This is a genomic window from Reyranella sp., from assembly GCF_965227665.1.
In the GTDB taxonomy this organism is placed as follows: Bacteria; Pseudomonadota; Alphaproteobacteria; order Reyranellales; family Reyranellaceae; genus Reyranella.
Map to the genome: position 1 here is coordinate 3,886,066 of NZ_OZ245767.1, position 18,982 is coordinate 3,905,047.

Annotated in this window: 24 protein-coding genes and 1 riboswitch; of the genes, 11 read left to right on the top strand and 13 right to left on the bottom strand. The window is 67.7% G+C overall.

Annotation, left to right across the window (positions count from 1 at the left end; all coding sequences use genetic code 11):
- The 3 genes from ACO07I_RS18735 to ACO07I_RS18745 are packed head-to-tail and all read right to left on the bottom strand — an operon-like array spanning nucleotide 1 to nucleotide 2,846.
- Nucleotides 1-885 carry a prephenate/arogenate dehydrogenase family protein gene (locus ACO07I_RS18735; RefSeq protein ID WP_422009930.1) on the bottom strand — a complete coding sequence of 295 codons (885 nt, stop codon included), beginning with the start codon at nucleotides 883-885 and terminating at the stop codon, nucleotides 1-3.
- Nucleotides 882-1,970 carry a histidinol-phosphate transaminase gene (gene hisC, locus ACO07I_RS18740; protein ID WP_422009932.1) on the bottom strand — a complete coding sequence of 363 codons (1,089 nt, stop codon included), beginning with the start codon at nucleotides 1,968-1,970 and terminating at the stop codon, nucleotides 882-884. Before hisC ends, ACO07I_RS18735 begins: the two co-directional genes overlap by 4 nt.
- 24 nt (nucleotides 1,971-1,994) lie before the next feature.
- Complete coding sequence (locus ACO07I_RS18745; RefSeq protein ID WP_422009934.1) at nucleotides 1,995-2,846, bottom strand: chorismate mutase; 852 nt, start codon at nucleotides 2,844-2,846, stop codon at nucleotides 1,995-1,997.
- A gap of 104 nt (nucleotides 2,847-2,950) precedes the next feature.
- Nucleotides 2,951-3,026, top strand: a riboswitch (SAM riboswitch).
- A gap of 57 nt (nucleotides 3,027-3,083) precedes the next feature.
- Between ACO07I_RS18745 and metX the strand changes: the two genes are divergently transcribed.
- Together metX and metW are read left to right on the top strand one after the other, a co-directional pair.
- Nucleotides 3,084-4,241 carry a homoserine O-acetyltransferase MetX gene (gene metX, locus ACO07I_RS18750; RefSeq protein WP_422018319.1) on the top strand — a complete coding sequence of 386 codons (1,158 nt, stop codon included), beginning with the start codon at nucleotides 3,084-3,086 and terminating at the stop codon, nucleotides 4,239-4,241.
- Entirely contained in the window at nucleotides 4,241-4,846 is a 606-nt protein-coding gene (metW, locus tag ACO07I_RS18755) for a methionine biosynthesis protein MetW (protein WP_422009936.1), read from the top strand. The genes metX and metW overlap by 1 nt, the downstream gene beginning before the upstream one ends.
- A gap of 34 nt (nucleotides 4,847-4,880) precedes the next feature.
- On the opposite strand, the gene ACO07I_RS18760 is transcribed toward metW, so the two are convergent.
- The 4 genes from ACO07I_RS18760 to ACO07I_RS18775 are packed head-to-tail and all read right to left on the bottom strand — an operon-like array spanning nucleotide 4,881 to nucleotide 7,581.
- Nucleotides 4,881-5,357: a GNAT family N-acetyltransferase gene (locus ACO07I_RS18760; RefSeq protein ID WP_422009938.1), complete on the bottom strand. Its 477-nt coding sequence runs from the start codon at nucleotides 5,355-5,357 to the stop codon at nucleotides 4,881-4,883.
- Nucleotides 5,350-5,853, bottom strand: a complete 504-nt coding sequence (locus ACO07I_RS18765; RefSeq protein WP_422009940.1) for a YbaK/EbsC family protein — start codon at nucleotides 5,851-5,853, stop codon at nucleotides 5,350-5,352. Before ACO07I_RS18765 ends, ACO07I_RS18760 begins: the two co-directional genes overlap by 8 nt.
- A complete protein-coding gene (locus ACO07I_RS18770; protein WP_422009942.1) occupies nucleotides 5,843-6,775 on the bottom strand; it encodes a DUF1932 domain-containing protein in 933 nt (310 codons plus the stop codon). The genes ACO07I_RS18765 and ACO07I_RS18770 overlap by 11 nt, the downstream gene beginning before the upstream one ends.
- Before the next feature lie 20 nt (nucleotides 6,776-6,795).
- On the bottom strand, nucleotides 6,796-7,581 hold the full coding sequence (locus tag ACO07I_RS18775) for a class I SAM-dependent methyltransferase (RefSeq protein WP_422009944.1): 786 nt from the start codon (nucleotides 7,579-7,581) through the stop codon (nucleotides 6,796-6,798).
- Between the two features lie 72 nt (nucleotides 7,582-7,653).
- Here ACO07I_RS18775 and gloB point away from each other — a divergent pair, with 72 nt between their 5' ends.
- Entirely contained in the window at nucleotides 7,654-8,430 is a 777-nt protein-coding gene (gene gloB / locus ACO07I_RS18780) for a hydroxyacylglutathione hydrolase (protein WP_422009946.1), read from the top strand.
- Here gloB and ACO07I_RS18785 read toward each other — a convergent pair.
- From ACO07I_RS18785 to ACO07I_RS18800, 4 genes are all read right to left on the bottom strand, one after another.
- Nucleotides 8,427-8,921, bottom strand: a complete 495-nt coding sequence (locus ACO07I_RS18785; RefSeq protein ID WP_422009948.1) for an AAA family ATPase — start codon at nucleotides 8,919-8,921, stop codon at nucleotides 8,427-8,429. The genes gloB and ACO07I_RS18785 overlap by 4 nt on opposite strands.
- Nucleotides 8,918-9,364, bottom strand: coding sequence for a MarR family winged helix-turn-helix transcriptional regulator (locus tag ACO07I_RS18790; RefSeq protein WP_422009950.1), 447 nt, complete (start codon nucleotides 9,362-9,364; stop codon nucleotides 8,918-8,920). The genes ACO07I_RS18785 and ACO07I_RS18790 overlap by 4 nt, the downstream gene beginning before the upstream one ends.
- A gap of 66 nt (nucleotides 9,365-9,430) precedes the next feature.
- Nucleotides 9,431-10,555, bottom strand: a complete 1,125-nt coding sequence (locus tag ACO07I_RS18795) for an MFS transporter (protein ID WP_422009952.1) — start codon at nucleotides 10,553-10,555, stop codon at nucleotides 9,431-9,433.
- A 10-nt stretch (nucleotides 10,556-10,565) separates the two neighbouring features.
- A complete protein-coding gene (locus ACO07I_RS18800) occupies nucleotides 10,566-11,519 on the bottom strand; it encodes an alpha/beta hydrolase (protein WP_422009954.1) in 954 nt (317 codons plus the stop codon).
- Between the two features lie 83 nt (nucleotides 11,520-11,602).
- Between ACO07I_RS18800 and ACO07I_RS18805 the strand changes: the two genes are divergently transcribed.
- The 6 genes from ACO07I_RS18805 to ACO07I_RS18830 all read left to right on the top strand — a co-directional run bounded on the left by ACO07I_RS18805 (nucleotide 11,603) and on the right by ACO07I_RS18830 (nucleotide 16,951).
- On the top strand, nucleotides 11,603-12,634 hold the full coding sequence (locus tag ACO07I_RS18805) for a DUF2333 family protein (protein ID WP_422009956.1): 1,032 nt from the start codon (nucleotides 11,603-11,605) through the stop codon (nucleotides 12,632-12,634).
- Between the two features lie 6 nt (nucleotides 12,635-12,640).
- The gene (locus tag ACO07I_RS18810; RefSeq protein ID WP_422009958.1) at nucleotides 12,641-13,567 is read left to right on the top strand and encodes a sulfite exporter TauE/SafE family protein; all 927 of its coding nucleotides are present in this window, start codon (nucleotides 12,641-12,643) and stop codon (nucleotides 13,565-13,567) included.
- A complete protein-coding gene (locus ACO07I_RS18815) occupies nucleotides 13,564-14,409 on the top strand; it encodes a TIGR02186 family protein (RefSeq protein ID WP_422009960.1) in 846 nt (281 codons plus the stop codon). Before ACO07I_RS18810 ends, ACO07I_RS18815 begins: the two co-directional genes overlap by 4 nt.
- 17 nt (nucleotides 14,410-14,426) lie before the next feature.
- The gene (locus tag ACO07I_RS18820) at nucleotides 14,427-14,909 is read left to right on the top strand and encodes a universal stress protein (RefSeq protein ID WP_298314656.1); all 483 of its coding nucleotides are present in this window, start codon (nucleotides 14,427-14,429) and stop codon (nucleotides 14,907-14,909) included.
- 289 nt (nucleotides 14,910-15,198) lie between these two features.
- Nucleotides 15,199-15,747, top strand: coding sequence for a NifU family protein (locus ACO07I_RS18825; RefSeq protein ID WP_422009962.1), 549 nt, complete (start codon nucleotides 15,199-15,201; stop codon nucleotides 15,745-15,747).
- Between the two features lie 100 nt (nucleotides 15,748-15,847).
- Nucleotides 15,848-16,951 carry a glucosaminidase domain-containing protein gene (locus ACO07I_RS18830; RefSeq protein ID WP_422009964.1) on the top strand — a complete coding sequence of 368 codons (1,104 nt, stop codon included), beginning with the start codon at nucleotides 15,848-15,850 and terminating at the stop codon, nucleotides 16,949-16,951.
- A gap of 13 nt (nucleotides 16,952-16,964) precedes the next feature.
- Here ACO07I_RS18830 and ddpX read toward each other — a convergent pair whose 3' ends face one another.
- Nucleotides 16,965-17,522, bottom strand: coding sequence for a D-alanyl-D-alanine dipeptidase (ddpX, locus tag ACO07I_RS18835; RefSeq protein ID WP_422009966.1), 558 nt, complete (start codon nucleotides 17,520-17,522; stop codon nucleotides 16,965-16,967).
- Between the two features lie 57 nt (nucleotides 17,523-17,579).
- Here ddpX and tsaB point away from each other — a divergent pair, with 57 nt between their 5' ends.
- Both tsaB and rimI read left to right on the top strand, forming a co-directional pair.
- Entirely contained in the window at nucleotides 17,580-18,254 is a 675-nt protein-coding gene (gene tsaB / locus ACO07I_RS18840; protein WP_422009968.1) for a tRNA (adenosine(37)-N6)-threonylcarbamoyltransferase complex dimerization subunit type 1 TsaB, read from the top strand.
- Complete coding sequence (gene rimI, locus ACO07I_RS18845) at nucleotides 18,254-18,724, top strand: ribosomal protein S18-alanine N-acetyltransferase (RefSeq protein ID WP_422009970.1); 471 nt, start codon at nucleotides 18,254-18,256, stop codon at nucleotides 18,722-18,724. Before tsaB ends, rimI begins: the two co-directional genes overlap by 1 nt.
- Here rimI and ACO07I_RS18850 read toward each other — a convergent pair whose 3' ends face one another.
- A complete protein-coding gene (locus ACO07I_RS18850) occupies nucleotides 18,725-18,958 on the bottom strand; it encodes a sulfurtransferase TusA family protein (RefSeq protein ID WP_298314643.1) in 234 nt (77 codons plus the stop codon).
- Between the last annotated feature and the right edge of the window lie 24 nt (nucleotides 18,959-18,982).

The following is an 18,982-nucleotide window of genomic DNA, read 5'->3' on the forward strand; positions in this document are numbered from 1 at the left end:
CTAGGCCTGGTTGAGGTGGATCAGGGCGCGGCGGATCTCGCGGGTGCGCGTGAACAGGTCGAACAGCTTGTCGCCTTCGCCCCAGCGGATGGCGCGCTGCAGGTAGAAGAGATCTTCCTGGAAGCGCTGCAGCACTTCGAGGACGGCCTCGCGGTTGTTCATGAACACGTCGCGCCACATGGTGGGATCGGAGGCGGCGATGCGCGTGAAATCGCGGAAGCCGCCGGCGGCGAACTTCAGGACCTCGCTGTTGAGGTGGCCGCCGAGATCGTCGGCGGTGCCCACGATCGTATAGGCGATCAGGTGCGGCAGATGCGAGGTGATGGCCAGGATGCGGTCATGGTCCTTGGGATCGATGCGCTCGACCTGGCTGCCGAGACCCTTCCAGAAAGATTCGAGCTTGGCGACGGCGGCCTCATCACTGTCGGGCAGCGGCGTCAGGATGCACCAGCGGCCCTGGAACAGATCGAGCAGCGCGGCTTCGGGGCCGGAATTCTCGGTGCCGGCGACCGGATGGGCCGGCACGAAATGCACGCCCTTCGGGATGTGCGGCGCCATGTCGGCGATCACCGTCTGCTTCACCGAGCCCACGTCCGACACGATGCAGCCGGGCTTGAGGCTCGACGCAATGGCGTGGGCGGCCGGTCCGCAGGCGCCGACCGGCGTGCAGACGATCACCAGGTCGGCATCCCGGCAGGCTTCCGCGAGGTCGGTGCCGCAATGATCGGCAAGCTTCAGCCTGTTGGCGAGGGCCGCCGTCTCGGGGCTGCGCGTGGCGGCCACGATCGAGCGGGCCAGGCCACGCTTGCGGGCCTCCAGCGCGATCGAGCCGCCGATCAGCCCGATGCCGATCAGCGCGATCTTGTCGAACAGGGGTTCGGTCATTTCGCGGCCACGAAGCGGGCCAGCGAAGCCTGCACCGCCTTCACCTCGGCCTCGGTTCCGACCGTGATGCGCAGATGCTCGGGCAGGCCGTAGCCCGCCACGAGGCGCGGGATCAGACCGTCGTTCATCAGCCACTCATTGGCCGCGACGGCGCGTTCCTTCGAGCCGAAGCCGACCAGCACGAAGTTGCCGAAGCTGGGCACCGGCTCGAGGCCGAGCTTCGCGAGCTCGGCGCTGAGCCACGGCAGCCAGATGTCGTTGTTGGTGCGGCTGGCGTCGGTGTGGGCGATGTCGTCGAGGGCGGCGATGCCGGCGATCTGCGCCGGGAGGTTGACGTTGAACGGCTGGCGCAGCCGGCTCATGACGTCGACGATCCCGGCCGGCCCGTACATCCAGCCGAGACGCAGCCCGCCCAGGCCGTAGATCTTCGAGAAGGTGCGGGTCATAACCACGTTCTCGGCCTGGTCGACCAGCTCGACGCCCGATTCGTAGTCGTTGCGGCTGACATACTCGGCATAGGCCGCGTCGATGATCAGCAGCACGTTCTTCGGCAGGCCGGCATGCAGGCGGCGCACATCGTCCTTGGTGACGTAGGTCCCGGTCGGATTGTTGGGATTGGCGAGGCAGACGATGCGGGTCTTGTCGGTCACCGCCGCCAGCATCGCGTCGATGTCGCTGCCATAGTCCTTGGCCGGTGCCGCGACCGGGGTCGCGCCGACGCCCAGCGCGTTGATCGCGTACATCAGGAAGCCGTACTGGCTGTAGAGCAGTTCGTCGCCGGGACCACAGTAGGCGCGCACCAGCAGGTTCAGAATCTCGTCGGAGCCGGCGCCACAGACGATGCGGGCCGGATCGAGGCCGTAGTGACGGCCCAGAGCCTTGCGCAGCTTCGCCGTGTCGCCGTCGGGATAGCGGTGAAGCTCGGAGGCCGCCTTGGCATAGGCCGCCATCGCCTTCGGCGAGGGGCCGAGGGCGCCCTCGTTGGACGACAGCTTGGCGATCGTCTCCTTGCCGTCGATCGAATCCTTGCCCGGCACATAGGGCGCGATCTTCATGATGCCCGGACGCGGGGTGAGCGCGCTCATGCCAGTCTCCTCTGAATGTTCAGATCACGATTTGGCGTCGATCGGCACGGCATAGGCGCCGATCGCGGCCGCGCAACCCTTTTCCAGTCCCAGGGCCGCTTCGAGGTCGCGCAGGCGCGTATCGTCGTCGGCGATCACGCCCGGGACCTCGACGAGGTAGTGATGCACCCCGGCCATGACCTGGTCGAGCGCCGACGTGAAGGCCGGCAGGCCGGCCTTGGCGAGCGCGGCGGCGATGCGGTCCCGGCTCAGGCCGTTCTTCGCCTCGACCGACAGGAGGGCTCGATCCGAACCGCTCGGTTCGGCGTCGATGCGGGCCAGCACGAAGGCCGAGATGCCGCGCGCCCGGGCATTCGGCATGGCGAGGAAGGGAAGACGGGCCACCACGGTCGGCAGGGTCGTGTCCTTGCCGGCGAGCAGGGGCCACCAGGGGCTCGAGTCCGTTTCGAGCGGAGCCGGCACGATGCCGAGGGTCGTCGGTCCGGCGCGGACGGCGGACAGGACGCCGGCCGGCGTGTCGTGGGCGACGAACGGGATCTGGCAGCCGAAATGATCGCGGGCGAGGTCCCAGTAGCCCGGCTGATCGTCCGGCCGGCAGATGGCGATCTTGAGCCCGGGTGTCTGGATCAGGGTGAAGGCGCTCATCATCTCGCGCCACATGCGATAGACCGCGCCGGACGGAAACCCGCCCTCATGGGTCGCCAGCCGCTTGCGCAGGACCTGCGCCTCCCGGCCGGGACGCAAGGCGAGGCCACCCGCCGGCTTGGTTGCGGAGATATGCCCGACGACCTCCGCGCGACGGCGGATCAGGCCGTGCAATTCGGTGTCGATGGCGTCGATTTCCTGCCGCAAGCTGTCGAGACTGGGAGCGTCCATTAGGCCGTTTTTTCCTGTGCGCAGCGGCGATACTACGTCCGCACTGCCCGCGTAAAGGCAAACAAGCCGCAAGAGGCTTGCCTCCCGCCACCCGCGACCGTATAGAGCCTCTCCGTGGAATTTGAGCCGACCGGCTTGCGGCCACGTTAAACACCGCTAAAAGGTCGGAGTGCTCGCAAAAGCCCCCCGCCCTTCCGGTCGGGGGCTTTTTCGTTGGAGTGGGCAGTGCTCGACGACCTGACCGATGCGGAACGCAAGGCGCTCGCCCAGTGCCGCCACGCGATCCTGGGCGTGGACCGGCCGTTGCGGCTCGACTGCGGCGTCGATCTCGGGCCCTACCGGGTGGCCTACCAGACCTACGGTACGCTGAACGACGCGAAGTCCAACGCCATCCTGGTCTGCCATCCCCTGACCTGCGACCAGTTCGTCGCCGACCGCCATCCCGTCACCGGCAAGGAGGGCTGGTGGGAGACCCTGATCGGGCCGGGCAAGATCCTCGATCCCGACCGCTACTTCATCATCTGCATCAACGTGCTCGGCCATTGCATGGGCACCACGGGCCCGCAGGCGCGGGAGCCCGCGACCGGTCAGCCGTGGAACCTGCGTTTCCCGGTCGTGACCATCGGCGACATGGTGCGGGCGCAGGCGGCGCTGCTCGACCATCTCGGCATTCCCGATCTCTTCTGCGTGATCGGCGGCTCGATGGGCGGCATGCAGGTGCTCGAATGGGCCGCCAGCTATCCCAGGCGTGTCTTCTCGGCCGTGCCGATCGCCTGCGCCGCGCATCATTCGGCGCAGAACATCGCGTTCCACGAGGTCGGCCGCCAGGCGATCATGGCCGACCCGGAGTGGAAGGGCGGCGACTATCGCCTGCACCAGACCAATCCGGCGCGCGGCCTGGCCGTTGCCCGCATGACGGCGCACATCACCTACCTCTCGGAGCAGGCCCTGCAGCGCAAGTTCGGCCGCTCCCTGCAGAACCGCGACGCGCTGGGCTTCGGCTTCGATGCCGACTTCCAGGTGGAAAGCTACCTGCGCCACCAGGGCTCGACCTTCGTCGACCGCTTCGATGCCAACAGCTACCTCTACATCACGCGCGCGATGGACTATTTCGACCTCGCCGGCGCGCATGGCGGCGTGCTGGCCAACGCCTTCAAGGGAACGGCCACGCGCTTCTGCCTGATGTCCTTCACCAGCGACTGGCTGTTCCCGACGCGCGAGAGCCGCGCGGTCGTGCATGCGCTCAATGCCGCCGCCGCCAACGTGTCGTTCGTCGAGGTCGACAGCGACAAGGGCCACGACGCCTTCCTGCTCGACGAGCCCGAGATGTTCCGAACCCTCTCGGGCTTCCTGAAGGGCGCCGCTTCGGCCCGCGGCCTCCGGAGTGCCCACTGATGAACGCCCCGATCCGCGTCGACCTGCAGCTCATCGCCGACATGGTCGAGCCGGGCACCCGCGCGCTCGACGTCGGTTGCGGCGACGGCGCGCTGCTGGCCCATCTCATGAACGCCAAGGGCGTCGATGCGCGCGGCATGGAGCTCAGCCAGGCCGGCGTGAACGCCTGCGTGGCCAACGGCCTCTCCGTCATCCAGGGCGATGCCGATGCCGACCTGCGCGACTATCCCGACGATGCGTTCGACTATGTCATCCTGAGCCAGACGCTGCAGGCCACGCGCGAGCCGCGGCGCGTGCTTGAGCAGATGCTGCGCGTCGGCAAGCACGCCATCGTGTCCTTTCCCAACTTCGCGCACTGGCAGGTGCGGCTGCGGCTCGTGTTCGGTGGCCGCATGCCCGAAACCGCGTCGCTGCCCCACAAGTGGTACGACACGCCCAACATCCATCTCTGCAGCATCGACGATTTCCGCGCGCTCTGCCGCACCATGGGCGTGCGCATCGAGCGCGGCATCGTGCTCAACAGCAAGAGCCGCCGCATCAACCTGCCGCCGCTGCTCGCCAACCTGATCGGCGAGCAGGCCGTCTTTATGCTCAGGCGCGATTGATCAAAGGAGCGCGCCACTCCCGTGGCGCTCATGATCATGATTGCGCCACGGCAGTGGCGCGCGCCCATGAAGATGCGGGGCGCTCATAGAAGCCCTCGATCTCGTCTTGCCTGAGTTTCACGAAACCGTGGCGCAGGTAGAATCGCTCGGCCGGGCTGCCGTTCAGCACTTCGAGACGCACGGGCAGGCCGGCCGTGTCGGCTTCGGCCAGCAGTGTCATCAGGATTTTCGTGCCGAGGCCCGACCCGTGCAGGCGACGTTTGAGATAGAAGGAGTCGATCTTGATCTCGTGGTCGTGCTTGCGAAAGCCGACGCAGCCCACGCGCCTGTCGGCCAGCAGGAGAAGGCGCATCCCGGGTTCGTCGAAATGACCGCGGAACGTGCGGCGCGACCGTTCGGGCGTGTAGCGGCCCACCCGTTCGAGATGCTCGCGCATCACCTCGGTCCGCAGCATCAGCAAGGGTTCGAAATCGGCCTCGGTCGCGGGACCAAAGCACCAGAGGTCAGTCACGCGTTGCGATCCGGGCGAGGCGCGGCCTGGCGACCGCCAGCCAGTCCTTCGTGTCGAGCTCCATCGAGCGGTCGAGCCGGCCGGCGTTGAAGAACAGCGTCTCGTTGGCCAGCAGGTCTTCCTCGACCACGATCGAAAGGTCGGGATTGAGCGCGAAGGGCGGCACCGCGCCCATGACGCAGCCGGTCAGCGCCTGCGCGGTGTCCGGCGAAGCGAAGCCGCACTTGCGCGCCTCGAACAGGGCGGCGACGGCGGCGAAGTCGAGCTTGCGGCTGCCCGGCAGGATCGCGAGCACATGACGCTTGCCGCCGCCACCGCCGCGCACGTCGAGCACCATGGCCTTGGCGGCCTGGTCGGGACGGTTGCCGCGAATGGCGCTGATGGCTTCCGACTTGCCCTCGTGGGCATGCTCGATGACCCGGAACTTCGCTTTGGCCTCGGTGAGAAGCGTCACCAGCCGGTCGAAGACCTCGCCCGTCCTGATCTCAGCGTCCACCGATCACCCGCTCCGAGAGAATCTTCAGCGCCTCCTCGAGGCTCGGCACCTGGCCGTCGGCCGGCGCGATATGGGCGTCGACCGTGCGCCGATGGCTCTTCTCGATGACTTCCGTCATCAGCGGATCGACACCGGTCTCGCGCAGCGTCTGCGCGACCAGTCCCATCTCTTCCCAGCGACGATGGGCATGAACGACATGCGTCTGCACCAGCATGGTGATGAAGCCGGCGAGCCCCATCGAATCGGCGTCGCCCAGGCAGCCCAGCACCTCGTCGAGGATGCCCTGGCGCTGTGCCGCGACCAGCGCCTCGACGCCCAGCGCCTCGATGCCCTTCACCAGGGTGCTGCGCAGCATCTTCACCGACGAGGCGCTGCCGGGCTTGGGTCCCAGCAAGGTGGCGACGAAGCCGTTGGCGTTCATCCAGGCCACGGCCTCGGCGGCATCCTCGCCCGCCACCAGCATCGGCGCCTTGATGCCCTGCTTGAAGAAGCCGCCCATCACGGCGATGTCGACGTAGCGTCCCGCTCCCCTTTCGATCTCGGCGCGATCCTCGTCCGACATCCTGCCGGTGACGGTGCAGAGGTCGAGATAGTGCGCGCCCTCCTTCAGGAGCGGCGCGGCCGATCGTGCGGCCGAGAGCGCATGCTCGCCCTGTACGGCGCAGATCACGAGATCGGCTTCGCGCAGCGCCTCGGTGTAGCTGTCGGCGATCGCGACATCGAGGGAGCGCGCGGTCTTACCCAGCGCCGTGCCGCGCGGATCCTTGTCGAGCGCGGTGTCGATGGCGATGACACGACGCGGGGCATTGTCACCGGGCTTCGCAGGACCGCGCCATCCGGTGTCGGTCGCAAGACCGCGGGCGATGGCCGAGCCGGCTTCGCCAAAACCCAGCAGCGCGATGACGCGCGGAGAAAAAGCCATGTCGTTCTTTCTTCGTTGATTCAGGAGGCGGGCTTGTCGCCGTCCTCGGTCGTGCGCGCGGCTCCCGCGATCCGCGGGGTGTCACGCGAACTGGCAACGCGCAGCTTGGGCCGCACGGCGACGGCTTGCGGCTGGCTGCGCTCGGCAATGCCGGCAAAGAGCTGCTTGCCGGATTCGATGACATTGACGCCGCCGAAGCGACCGAGCCAGCGTTGGCCGAAGCGTTCGAAGGTCGGTGCCATGCGCATCATGAGCCGCGACCGGGTGGGCGGCATGTAGAGCGCGCGCGTCTGGCGCAGCGGCGCGAACATGTTGGCGCGCAACAAGGCGTTGAGCTGACCCGCCGAGTAGGGATGGCCCTGATAGAAAGGCGAACGGTCGACTTGCGACCAGAATCCGGTGCGCGTCGGCGCCACGACGACCATGCGACCGCCATCGGCCATCACGCGCCAGATCTCGCGCAACATCGGGCGAAGCTGTTCGGTGCATTCGACGGCATGGACCAGCACCACCCGGTCGACCGAGCGGTCGGGCAACGGCAGGTCGAGTTCGTCGACCAGGGTCGCGAGGTTGCGCCCTTCGCGCGGCCAGCGCGTGACGCCCTGCTGGGCGGGCATGAAGGCCAGCGTGCGGCCGGCTTCTTCCATGAACGGACGCAGCAAGGGTTGGGCGAAGCCGAGCCCCAGCACCGTCTCGCCCCGGACGTTCGGCCAGACTTCGCGCAGGCGGGTGCGCAGGAGCCGCTGGGTCATCTGACCGAGCGTGCTGCCGTAGAATTCCTCAAGGTCGAGGACGTTGCTCCACATGCTCGGAACTGTAGCAGAAACCGGCGCCTGCGGACCATGGCCGGCGCAAGCCAGCTCTGCTAGCCTTGCATCATGAGCACAACGCTAGACATTGTCCGTATCCCGGTCCTGAACGACAATTACGTGTGGTTGATGCGCGAACCGCAGAGCGGCGCCGTGGCTGTCGTCGATCCGGCCGTGGCCGGGCCGGTCCTCGCGGAGGCCGAAAAGCGCCGCTGGAAGATCACGCATATCCTGAACACCCACCACCACGGCGATCACGTGGGCGGCAACCTCGAGATCAAGCAGGCGACCGGCTGCACCATCGTCGGCCTGCGCCAGGACCGCGCCCGCATCCCCGGCATCGATGTCGAGGTCGACGATGGCGACCGCTACCGGGTCGGCGAAGCCGAGGCCGAGATATTCTTCGTGCCGGGTCACACGAGCGGCCACATCGCCTATGCCTTTCGCGACCAGAAGGCGCTGTTCTGCGGCGACACGCTTTTTGCGCTCGGTTGCGGGCGCATGTTCGAAGGCACGCCGCAGCAGTTCTGGACCTCGCTCAGCCGGCTGCGCGCGCTGCCCGACGAGATGCGGGTCTATTGCGCGCATGAGTACACGCAGTCGAACGCCCGCTTTGCGCTGACGGTCGAAACCGGGAACCAGCAGCTCAAGGCGCGCTCGGCGGCGATCGATGCGGCGCGTGCCCGCGGAGAGGCCACCGTGCCGTCACTGCTCGGCGAGGAGAAGGCCACCAACCCGTTCCTGCGCGTCGACGTGCCGGCGGTCCAGGCCGCGGTCGGCCTCGCCGGCGCCGACCCGGTCTCGGTGTTCGCCGAGGTGCGCCACCGCAAGGACGTGTTCCGCTAAGCCGCGACGCGCACGCCGTCGAGGGCCGACATTTCCTGCGCGGTCGGCGGCTGCCAGATCGCTTCGATGAAATCGAACATCGGTCGCGAGACCTTCACGCGGAAGGTCTCGCCCTGCTGTTCGTTGCGCGCCTCGACGCGACGCCAGCGCTCGGTGGCGTGGATGTCGAGGAAATGCAGGCGCACCCCGACGCCGGCTTCGGCGGCCCGTTGGGCGACGCGACGACGTTGGTCGGCCCGCTGGCGGCCGAGATCGAGGATCGAGGGGACGCCGGTACGGGCAAGAGCAAGGGCCGTTGCCACGATCTGCCGCTCGCAGCGCAGCACACGCTCCTCGATCCAGGGCCAGCTCATCTGCGGGGGAGTGTCGGGCGCAAACAGCGTTACCATCCAGTCGTCGATCGACAGAGGCAGCGCCCGCACCTGCTGGCTGAGCTCGTTCGAATAGGTGGTCTTTCCGGCGCCGGTCGAGCCGCAGACGAGATGGATCACGACAGGTCTCCCGGCTGACCGGCGGTGAGGCGCCCGAGCAGGTCGGCCAGGGTGGCGATCTCGGCCTTGGTCCAGCGGTCGCGGAACAGATCGGCGGCCATGCGTTCGAGCGTTGCCCGGGCCTCGCCAACCAGCCGCTCGCCTGCCTCGGTGAGGACGACGTAGGAGAGGCGGGCATCGCGCGGATCGGCTTCGCGGCCGACGCAGCCCAGCTTCTCCAGCGGGTTGGTCATGCGGGTCACGGTCGAGGGGCTCACATAGAGCCGCTTGGCAAGGTCGATGCGACTCAGGCGCTTCAGCGGGGCGCGCTCGAGATGCATCAGCAGCAGCACCTCCTTGAGGGCAAGTCCGTGCACGGAGCCGAGCTCGCCGGCAAAGCGCTCCTCGAGGCGCGCGGTGGCGCGAAGCAGGTTCAGGGTGGCGGAAAAAGAAGGAGGCGTCATCGGCCGTATATGCGCCGAGATATTTCCGTCTGCAAGTATATTGGAATCAAATCGCGCGCGATTGGTTCAGCGGCGGACCAGGCAGAAATAGCCGCTGACCCCGAGGGCGAGAGCGAGCGCCGCGTAGAGCGGCGCCTGCGGGATGGCGAGGAACAGCCACGGGGCGGTCAGCGGCCCGACCGCAGCGCCGAAGTCGCGCCAGGTCGAGTAGCTCGCCTGGCTGGACAGGACGGTGCCGTGGCCGCGCTCGATCACCAGCACCGGGATCAGCGTGTTGAACATGCCGCGGGTCATCACGATCATCAGCGCGCCCAGCAACTCGTGATCCGCCGCGATCAGCACAAAACCGCCGACCAGGAGAGCCGCATTTGCGATGGCGATGCGCCGCGCCCCAAAACGGTCGCCGATCCAGCCGCCGAGCGGCCCGGTCGTGACTTCCACCAGCCAGCGCAGCGCCAGCAGCATCGCCGTCGCCATCACCGGCGCGACCGAGGTGATCGAGTCCTTCATCAGGAAGGCAAGGGTGAGCAGGAAGACGCCGTCGCCCGCGAAACCCAAGACGAAGCCCCAGACCTCCAGCCGGTGGGGAACCGGCAGCTTGAAGCCCTTCTTCGCGACGGGTTCGCGCGGCAGGCGGGGCAGGGCGATCGCGGCGACCAGCGCGATCAGGGTCAGACCGCCGTAGATCAGGAACACCGAGCGGGCGCCGAGCTCGAGCACGATCCAGGCGCCGCCCACCAGCGACATCGCCTGCACGAGGCCGATGGCGGCGCGGCTGGCGCCGACCCGTTTGCCGGCGTTGGCGCGGTCGCTGACGGCATAGGCCAGGGTCGAGAGATTGAGCGAGGCGTAGGAGATGCCCCAGAGGATGCGCGCCAGGACCTGGGCCGTCGGATCGTCGACCAGCCCGTAGATGGTCGTCGACAAGGCCGAGCCCAGCGCCGCCGCGATCATCAGCGCGTGCGGGCCGAGGCGCTCGCCAAGATGGGCCACGGCGGAATTGGCGAGCAGGCGGATCCAGCGGTTGAGCGACAGCAGCACGCCGACCATCGCCAGCGAGAGGCCGAACTCCTCATGGTAGAGCGGCAGCACGGCATAGAGCAGCGTGTCGCCGATCATGCAGACGGCGATCACCAGCCCCGGCAGCGCCATGCCGACGGGCGCGGCGCCGCGGGCGGTGGCGCTGGTCATGCTCTGGCCGTCACTGGGCGCGCAGCACCAGCGCCTCACGCAGGGCCGCGGCGCAGAGCGTCGTGCCGCGACGGGCGCCGTGCAGCAGCATCGGCGAGCTCAGGAACCCGTGCAGCATGCCGCCGAACTCGACCAGGTCGGCCTGCGTGCCCTCCTGCTGCAGGCGCCAGGCATAGGCGCGGCCCTCGTCGCGCAGCGGATCGTAACCGGCGGTGACGACCAGCGCCGGCGGCAGGCCGCCGAGCGAGGCGGCGCGCAGCGGCGAGACGCGCCAGTCGCCGCGGCTCGCTTTGTCGGGCGTGTAGTGGTCGAAGAACCACTCCATGGTGGCGGCGTTCAACCCGTAGCCGTCCTCGAAATGCCGGTAGGATTCGGCACGGGCGACGGCATCGGTCACCGGATAGGCCAGAAGCTGCATCTGGAGCTTCGGCCCGCCATGGTCGCGCGCCCAGATCGAGACCGCGGCGGCGAGGTTGCCGCCGGCGCTGTCGCCGCCGATGGCGAGGCGCGTCGGATCGATGCCGACCGACGCGCCGTGGGCGGCCACCCATTGCAGCGCCGCCACGACATCGTCGAAAGCGCCGGGAAAGCGCGCCTCGGGCGCCAGGCGGTAGTCGACATGGAATACCGCAATGCCGGCTTCCAGCGCGAGCTGGGCGCACAGCACGTCGTGGCTGTCGAGATTGCCGAACACCCAGCCGCCGCCATGGGCGTAGACCAGCGCCGGCAGCTTGGCGTCGGCAGGAGCGGAGGCCGGGCGATAGAGGCGGACGGACAGGTCGCCCGCCGGGCCGGGGATGGTGCGATCCATGACCGTCACGTCGGCCGGGCGCGGGCCCTGCGCACCGGGACGCAACGAAAGATAGAGATCGCGGGCGGCTTGCGGGCTCAGCGTGTTCCAGGCCGGGCGATCTGCCGCCGCCATGAGGTCGATCAGCCGCTGGGATTCCGGATCGAGAGCCATTCCACCCACTCCATTGATAACATTCTGCGCACTCTAGCAGGCCGCGCCCCTGTTTCGTCACGAGGCGAATGGTAAGGTGTGCCATGACATTCGAACCGGACTACAGCGCACCCTCGTCGGCCAAGCCTTCCTGGTGGCGGCGAAGCTGGGATCGCATGCGGGGATGGCGCCCGGCCGTCACGAGTTCCGTCCCCTCGTCAGGCGGCCGCAAGATCTGGGGGTGGACGTGGCGCATCCTCGTCCTGCTGCTCATCCTCTACTACCCGGTCGGTGCGCTGGTGACCGAGGATATCGACGACGATCCGCAGTTCACGGCCCACAACGTCGCGCCTGGCGAAAGCAAGGCGGTGGCCACCGCGGCCGACCTCGTGAACCGTGAGGTCAACGTCCACACCTGGACGCCGATGATGCCCTTCTTCACGCCCGCCGGGCTGCTGGACAACATGCCGAACTTCCAGCGCGGCATCATGTCGGCGCTTGGCCGCTTCAGCACGGAGCTGATGGATCAGCTCGGCCGCACGCGCGGTTCGAGCCAGACCGACCGCGACCTCGAGCAGGCGCGCGGCTTCCTCAACGAACAGCCCAACATCTGGCTGTGGCAGCCGAGCGTGTCTCTGCTGCCGTCGACGACCTCGGCCCAGAAGTATCGCGCCGGCCGCGACAGGCTGATCGCCTACAACAAGCGACTGGGTTCCGGGCAGGCGGTGTTCGAACGGCGGGCCGACAATCTGCAGGCGCTGCTCGACCGCATCGCCAACGATCTCGGTTCGGATTCGGCGGCGATCGACCAGCATGTCATCGAGAAGGCCGGCGACCTGTTCGATGCCAGGTGCGACGACATCTTCTACTTCAACAAGGGCCGCCTTTACGTCTACTACCTGCTGCTGCGCGATCTCGGCGTCGACTTCCAGAACGTCATCCGCGACCGCGAGCTGACCACCGCCTGGAACGGCACGGTCGACACCTTCCGAATCGCCGCCCAGCTCGACCCGTGGATCGTCTGGAACGGCTATCCCGATGCGCTGCTGATCCCCAATCACCTGCTCGCGCAGGGCTTCTATCTGCTGCGCGCCCGCACGCAGCTGCGCGAGATCACCAACATCCTGCTGAAGTAGACTGGCGTGGAGATCTATCTCCCCATCGCCGAACTCTCGATGAACGTGTTCCTGCTGCTGGGCCTCGGCGCCGCAGCAGGACTCCTCTCGGGCATGTTCGGAGTCGGCGGAGGCTTTCTTGCCACGCCGCTGTTGATCTTCGTCGGTATCCCGCCGGCCGTCGCCGTCGCCAGCCAGGCCAACCAGGTGGTGTCCAACTCGATCTCCTCGCTGCAGGTCCAGTGGCGGCGCGGTAATGTCGATTTCCGCATGGGCCTGGTGCTGCTGGCGGGCGGCATGCTCGGCTCGTCGGCCGGTGTCTGGCTTTTCACCTACCTGAAGCGCATCGGCCAGATCGACTTCGTGATCGCGGTGCTCTACGTCGTGATGCTGTCGGCCATCGGACTGCTCATGCTGGCGGAGAGCCTGAGCACCTACTTCAAGCGCAAGCGCAATCCCGAGGGGCCGCGCGGCAAGCTGCACAGCCACTACCTGGTGCACCGGCTGCCGCTGAAGCTGCGCTTCTACAAGTCCAAGCTCTACATCAGCGCCCTGCTGCCGCTCGGGCTGGGCTTCATCATCGGCGTCCTGTCGGCGATCCTCGGCGTGGGCGGCGGCTTCGTGCTGGTGCCGGCCATGATCTATCTGCTGGGCATGCCGACGGCGGTAGTGATCGGCACGTCTAACTTCCAGATCCTGTTCGTCGCGGCCAACGTCACCTTCCTGCAGGCCGCGACCAACGGCACCGTCGATGTCGTGCTGGCGCTGCTGCTGATCCTGGGCGGTGTCGTGGGCGCCCCGATCGGCGCCCGGATCGCCGCCAAGCTGCCCGGTCTCGCGCTGCGGGCGCTGATGTCGCTGCTGATCCTGGCGGTGGCGGCCGAACTCCTGACCGAGCTGCTGCGGACGCCGAGCTCGCTCTATTCGCTCGGCGCCCGCGAGGTTCTGCCATGAAGTGGCTCGGCCTGCTCGCCAGCCTCGCGCTTCTCGCCGGCGCGACCGACGTGCTGGCACAGGGCCCGCGTCTGGAGCCGGCCCCGGGCGGCCTGGCGACTCCTGGGATCGGCGGTCCACCCGACGCGACCGTCCCGCCCTCGGTCCCGACCGAGTCCACGACCCCCGATTTGATCGTCGATCTGTCGCTCGCCCGCGTGTCGATCACCTCGGCCTTTCAGGGCGAGAGCATCCTGCTGTTCGGCATGTTCGACCCGCCCGGCGAGATCGTTGTCGTCGTGGCCGGTCCGCCGGCCCGCGAGACGGTGATGCGCAAGCAGCGCTTCATGGGGATCTGGCTGAATACCGGGCGGCAGGCCTTCGACGACGTGCCGGCCTATTACGCCATCGCCGCCAGCCAGCCGCTGCAGCGCCTGCTGGCGCGCGGGGCGGGCGGCGAGATCCTGTCGCTCGAGGACCGGCTCGCCAGCCTGAAGCCGGCGACGCCGCGCGATGCCGCGGAGCTGGCGCGTTTCCGCGCCGGCCTCGTCGAGGTGAAGCGGCGGGAGGGTCTCTATCCTGCGGCCATCGGCCAGGTCACCGTCCAGGCGGGCCGGCTGTTCCGCGTCGACCTGCCCTTTCCGTCACGGCTGCCGGAAGGCGTCTACGACATCCGGGTCTATCTGCTGCGCGAAGGGAAGATCGTTGCAGCCATCTCGCGGCCGCTGCCGGTCGGCAAGGTCGGCTTCAGCGCCCAGCTTGCGGGCTGGTCGGCGCATGAGGGGGCCCTTTATGGGTTGGGAGCCATCCTGATGGCGCTGCTGGTCGGGTATCTCGGCGGCGCGGTCATGCGGCGTCTGTAGAACAGGGGGGAAGGAACATGAGCGAGCAGCCCAGGCCCGGCGAGCGCGTCTTCCTCGTCGTGGTCGACGAGAGTCCGGAGATGCGCAACGCCCTGCACTATGCCTGCCGCCGCGCCAAGCGCACCGGCGGCCGGGTTGCCATGCTCTACGTCATGGACCCGCCGGAAGGACAGCAGTGGGGTTCTGTGGTCGAGCTGATGCGCGAGGAAGCGCGCCAGCAGGCCGAGACCGTGGTCGCCCAGCACGCCGACGTGGCAGTTTCGATGACCGGCCAGCCGCCATCGATCTACATCCGCGAAGGCAAGAGCCGCGACGAACTCGCGAAGCTCCTCGCCGAGGACCGTTCGATCTCCGTCCTCGTCCTCGGCAGCGCTTCGGGTAGCGACGGGCCGGGTCCGCTGGTGACCGCCTTCACCGGCAAGGCGGGTGGACAGCTTCGCATCCCGTTGACCATCGTTCCGGGCGCGCTCACCGAAGCGGAGATCGATGCCATTTCATGATGCGCGCGAAAAGAGGACGGACCTTCTGCGGCGATATGCGCGCTTAATCTTCTTTGCGTACAATTGAAGCAATTGGGTTGCGCCGGGTATTTCGCAATCTAAACGACTAGAAAGCATAAATAATCAGTCAATATTCCATAATATTTATACAGTGGCGCTCAAGAATCATCTTGATCGACTTGCAACCGGTTCCTACGTCCGAAGCCATCGAGTGGGGATGGAGACGTCCTGATCCCCAGCCTGAGCGATGCCAAGGGGTCCCCCCGAAGCGTTCGAACCGGAGGTAGGTTTGTTTATCCAGACCGAGCAGACGCCCAATCCGTCGACCCTGAAGTTTCTCCCTGGCCGGGTGGTCATGGAGAAGGGGACGGCAGATTTCGCCAACGTCGAGGCCGCCACGCCGTCACCGCTTGCCAAGAGGCTGTTCGCGGTGGAAGGCGTCGAGCGCGTGTTCTTCGGCTCCGACTTCGTGACCGTCACCAAGACGGCCGATCGGGATTGGCAGATCATGAAGCCGTCCATCCTCGGCGGCATCATGGAGCATTTCACGTCGGGGGATCCGGTGATCACCGACAGCGACGCTGCTGCGACTGTGGCGGCGGACGACGATGAGGTCGTCGCCCAGATCAAGGAACTACTCGACACCCGCGTCCGGCCCGCCGTGGCCCAGGACGGCGGCGATATCGTGTTTCACGATTTTCGCGATGGCATCGTCTACCTGCACATGCAGGGCTCCTGCTCGGGCTGCCCGAGTTCGACGGCCACGCTGAAAATGGGCATCGAGAACCTTCTGAAGCACTACGTGCCGGAAGTCGTGGAAGTTCAGGCGGCCCAGTAGGGCCGATTTCGCTCAAGCGTACGCGTTGGGATGGCGCACGCGGCCCTGTCGGGCCGCGCGATGGGCCGTCTTTGCGACAAACGATAATGAAGAGTGTGGTATGCGATTGTCGTTACGGCCCGCGATCGAGCGTGGGCGCAACTATGCTTTTCCCGCTGCTTGGGCAGCGGTTCTTGCGACGGGGGTCGGCTTCTACAAGCCGTCGCCGTCAGCCGATGTGCCTTATGTCTCGCTCGGTGTCGGAAGCGCCTATGCCCAGGAGGCCGAGGCGGAGCCCCTGCGGATGGTCGACGTCGAACCCGCGGCCATCATGTTCGTGCGTCACGAGGTGAGCGAGCCCGACGACGTCGCTTATCGGTCGACGCGCGAGGGCGCCGGCAGCCACGGACGCTTTGCGGCGCCGGGAAACGCGGTTCGCCGCCAAGTCCAGGTGCGCGCCATCAGCCCGCGCACGGCCGACGAACTCGCCGGCTTTTTCCGCGACGTCTCCTACACCCTGACCGACATCCGCCAGGGCGAGGCGGTGCCGCCGGTCAAGGTCGACCGGGTGCCGGCCGATCTCGGCAGCAAGGACGGAGCCGAGCGCAAGATGCTCTTCATCACGGCGCTGCTGCCCGTGATCCTGGAGGTCAACCAGCGGGTGCTCGCCGATCGCGAACAGCTGCTCTATCTGCGCGACAAGCTCGTCTCCACGCCGCAGATGCTGACGGCCATCGAACGCATCTGGCTCGAGGATCTCGCCGAGCGCTACGACACGCCGGTCGAGAAGATCGATGAGCTGGTGCGTCGCGTGGACATCGTTCCGCCCTCCATGGCGATCGCGCAGGGCGGTGTGGAATCGGGCTGGGGCACCTCGTTCGCCGCGCGCAACGGCAATGCCCTGTACGGCCAGATCCAGTCGGTCGGCCGCCACAGCGTCTCGGTGCCGTGGAAGCCCGGCGCCGGCATGCCCCAGCCGTTCACCGACGTGGGCGAGGCGACAGAGGCCTATATAACCAACCTCAACACCCATCCCGCCTATGCCGGCTTCCGCAACCAGCGGGCGGCGATGCGCGAGCGCGGGGAGGATCCGGACGGCTTCCGTCTCATTGGTGCGCTTCTCCGGTATTCGGAGCGCGGCCAGGAGTATGTGCAGTTCGTGCGGCAGATCATGCGCGAAAACGATCTGCGCGACTTCGACAAGGCCAAGCTGTCGGGCTTCTGAGCAAGCCCGGCGCCTACATCATCGGCCGCGGCAGGTCGGCATCGGCGACGAGCGGATAGCGCCGCGCGTCGAACAGCTGATAGTGCCACCATTCGTTGCGATAGAAGTCCCAGCCCGCCGCCGTCATCAGGCCCATCAGCAGCAGGCGGTTGCGCTGGGCCTCGACGGAGATGTCGGTCCGCCCGTGATGCGAGAGCGGCGTGAAGGCATCGAACGCGGTTCCCATGTCGAGTTCGTTGCCCTGGGCATCGAGCAGGCTGAGATCGACCGCAACACCCCGCGAGTGCGGCGAGCCGCGGCGGGGATCGGCGATGAATTCGGGGTCGGGGTTCACGTTCCACAAGGCCCACTGCGCTTCAACCGGCCGCAGGGCGTCGAAGATTCTCAGCCTGAGGCCGAGCGGCCGGGCGAGTTCGATGGCCGCCGCCAGCCTGTCGGCCGCCTCGCGATGCAGCCAGCATTCGGCGTTTCGATAGACCGGCTGTCCCGTTAGATTTGCCGTCGTCGCATAAGCCAGCGTGACGTCGACGTCGAAATCGGGCGGAACGATCGCTACAAGGTCGAGCTTCATGACGCCACAATGCCCAGCCGCTTCCATCGACGCCAGTCTCCACCGTGAAGGAATGGCATGAGCACCGTGCTGGCCTTCGACTGCGCGGTGAGCGGGCAGGGCGTCGCGATCGTTCGCGACGGCGTTGCCCTGGCGAGCCTGTTCGAGGAGGGGCGCGACCAGGCGGCGCGGCTGCTGCCCGCAATCGTGACGGCATTGGCCGAGACGCGCGTGGCGAAGGCGGACCTCGATCTCGTTGCGGTCACCATCGGGCCCGGCAGTTTCACGGGTGTGCGGGTCGGCCTGTCGGCGGCACGCGGTCTGGCCGTTGGGTTGGGGCTGCCCCTGGCGGGGATCGCCACGACGGCGGTGCTGCAGGCGCAGGCGCCGGCGAGCGACCGGCTGGTGGTTGCCGCCATCGACACCAAGCTCGGCGACTGGTTCTGCGCGATCGGTGACGATCCGGCGCCCTTCGCCGCAACGGCCGAGAATCTGGCGGCGCGCCTTGCCGGGCAGCGCTGCCTGATCGTCGGGAAGGACGTCGAGCCGCTCGTCCGGATGCTGCTGTCCGCGGGCGTCGACGCGCGCGAACGGGAGGGGCCGCCCGATCCGGCGGTGCTCGGCCGGCTGGCCGACGAGGCCGGCGTCGAGGCATGGGCCGCGCGAAATCGTGCCGAGGGCCTGCCGCGGCCGCTCTACCTGCGCGGCGTGAACATCACCCTGCCCAACGGCACGCGCCGGACGGTGGAGTGATGGGCGAGGGCTTCGTTCTCGGCCCGGTGCGCGCCCTCGACCTCGACCGGACGTCGCATCTCCATCGCGAGGCGTTCGAGCCGATGGGTGAACGGGGCTGGTCCCGGGCTGACATTGCGGGCCTGCTCGCCTCGCCGGGGGTGGCCGGTTTCCTGCTGACGGAAGCCGGTGCAGACATCGGCATGGCGATCTGCCGGATCGTGGCGGGCGAGGCCGAGTTGCTCGCCATCGCCGTGGATCCAGCCCAACGCCGCCGGGGCGCTGCCCGCCGACTGCTGGGGGCCGTCGTCGAGAGGGTCCGAGAAGAAGGTGCCCTGACGCTCTTCCTCGAAGTCGGTGCGGATAATCCGGGCGCCCTCGCGCTCTACCGGGCGATGGGCTTCGAGACGGTGGGGCGTCGCTCCGCCTACTATCCCCGCGGGGATCGCTCGGCCGCCGATGCGCTCGTCATGCGTCTCACTCTCAGCTGATCAAAGGCGGCGGATGGTGACGATGTGGATATCCCCGTCCGGCTCGATGCCCAGGATCGTATGGCCTTCGTCCCTTGCGGCGCGAGGGACATTGCGCAGCGGCTCGTCTCCGCGCAGGCGAACGGCAAGGGTTTCCCCCGGATTCATGCGTTCCAGCCTGAGCTTCGTCCGCACGAAGGTCATGGGGCAGACCTCGCCGGTAATGTCGATGTCATGGTCAGCGCGTATGGACATGTCCAACTATACCGAGAACGCCGG

Excerpts from the sequence above, each read along its gene's own strand:
- ACO07I_RS18820 (WP_298314656.1), top strand. The coding sequence starts at position 14,427 with ATGAGCGAGCAGCCCAGGCCCGGCGAGCGCGTCTTCCTCGTCGTGGTC.
- ACO07I_RS18795 (WP_422009952.1), bottom strand. The coding sequence starts at position 10,555 with ATGACCAGCGCCACCGCCCGCGGCGCCGCGCCCGTCGGCATGGCGCTG.
- tsaB (WP_422009968.1), top strand. The coding sequence starts at position 17,580 with ATGAGCACCGTGCTGGCCTTCGACTGCGCGGTGAGCGGGCAGGGCGTC.
- rimI (WP_422009970.1), top strand. The coding sequence starts at position 18,254 with ATGGGCGAGGGCTTCGTTCTCGGCCCGGTGCGCGCCCTCGACCTCGAC.
- ACO07I_RS18770 (WP_422009942.1), bottom strand. The coding sequence starts at position 6,775 with ATGGCTTTTTCTCCGCGCGTCATCGCGCTGCTGGGTTTTGGCGAAGCC.
- ddpX (WP_422009966.1), bottom strand. The coding sequence starts at position 17,522 with ATGAAGCTCGACCTTGTAGCGATCGTTCCGCCCGATTTCGACGTCGAC.
- ACO07I_RS18830 (WP_422009964.1), top strand. The coding sequence starts at position 15,848 with ATGCGATTGTCGTTACGGCCCGCGATCGAGCGTGGGCGCAACTATGCT.
- ACO07I_RS18805 (WP_422009956.1), top strand. The coding sequence starts at position 11,603 with ATGACATTCGAACCGGACTACAGCGCACCCTCGTCGGCCAAGCCTTCC.
- metW (WP_422009936.1), top strand. The coding sequence starts at position 4,241 with ATGAACGCCCCGATCCGCGTCGACCTGCAGCTCATCGCCGACATGGTC.
- hisC (WP_422009932.1), bottom strand. The coding sequence starts at position 1,970 with ATGAGCGCGCTCACCCCGCGTCCGGGCATCATGAAGATCGCGCCCTAT.
- ACO07I_RS18850 (WP_298314643.1), bottom strand. The coding sequence starts at position 18,958 with ATGTCCATACGCGCTGACCATGACATCGACATTACCGGCGAGGTCTGC.
- ACO07I_RS18775 (WP_422009944.1), bottom strand. The coding sequence starts at position 7,581 with ATGTGGAGCAACGTCCTCGACCTTGAGGAATTCTACGGCAGCACGCTC.
- ACO07I_RS18800 (WP_422009954.1), bottom strand. The coding sequence starts at position 11,519 with ATGGCTCTCGATCCGGAATCCCAGCGGCTGATCGACCTCATGGCGGCG.
- gloB (WP_422009946.1), top strand. The coding sequence starts at position 7,654 with ATGAGCACAACGCTAGACATTGTCCGTATCCCGGTCCTGAACGACAAT.
- ACO07I_RS18735 (WP_422009930.1), bottom strand. The coding sequence starts at position 885 with ATGACCGAACCCCTGTTCGACAAGATCGCGCTGATCGGCATCGGGCTG.
- ACO07I_RS18815 (WP_422009960.1), top strand. The coding sequence starts at position 13,564 with ATGAAGTGGCTCGGCCTGCTCGCCAGCCTCGCGCTTCTCGCCGGCGCG.
- ACO07I_RS18790 (WP_422009950.1), bottom strand. The coding sequence starts at position 9,364 with ATGACGCCTCCTTCTTTTTCCGCCACCCTGAACCTGCTTCGCGCCACC.
- ACO07I_RS18745 (WP_422009934.1), bottom strand. The coding sequence starts at position 2,846 with ATGGACGCTCCCAGTCTCGACAGCTTGCGGCAGGAAATCGACGCCATC.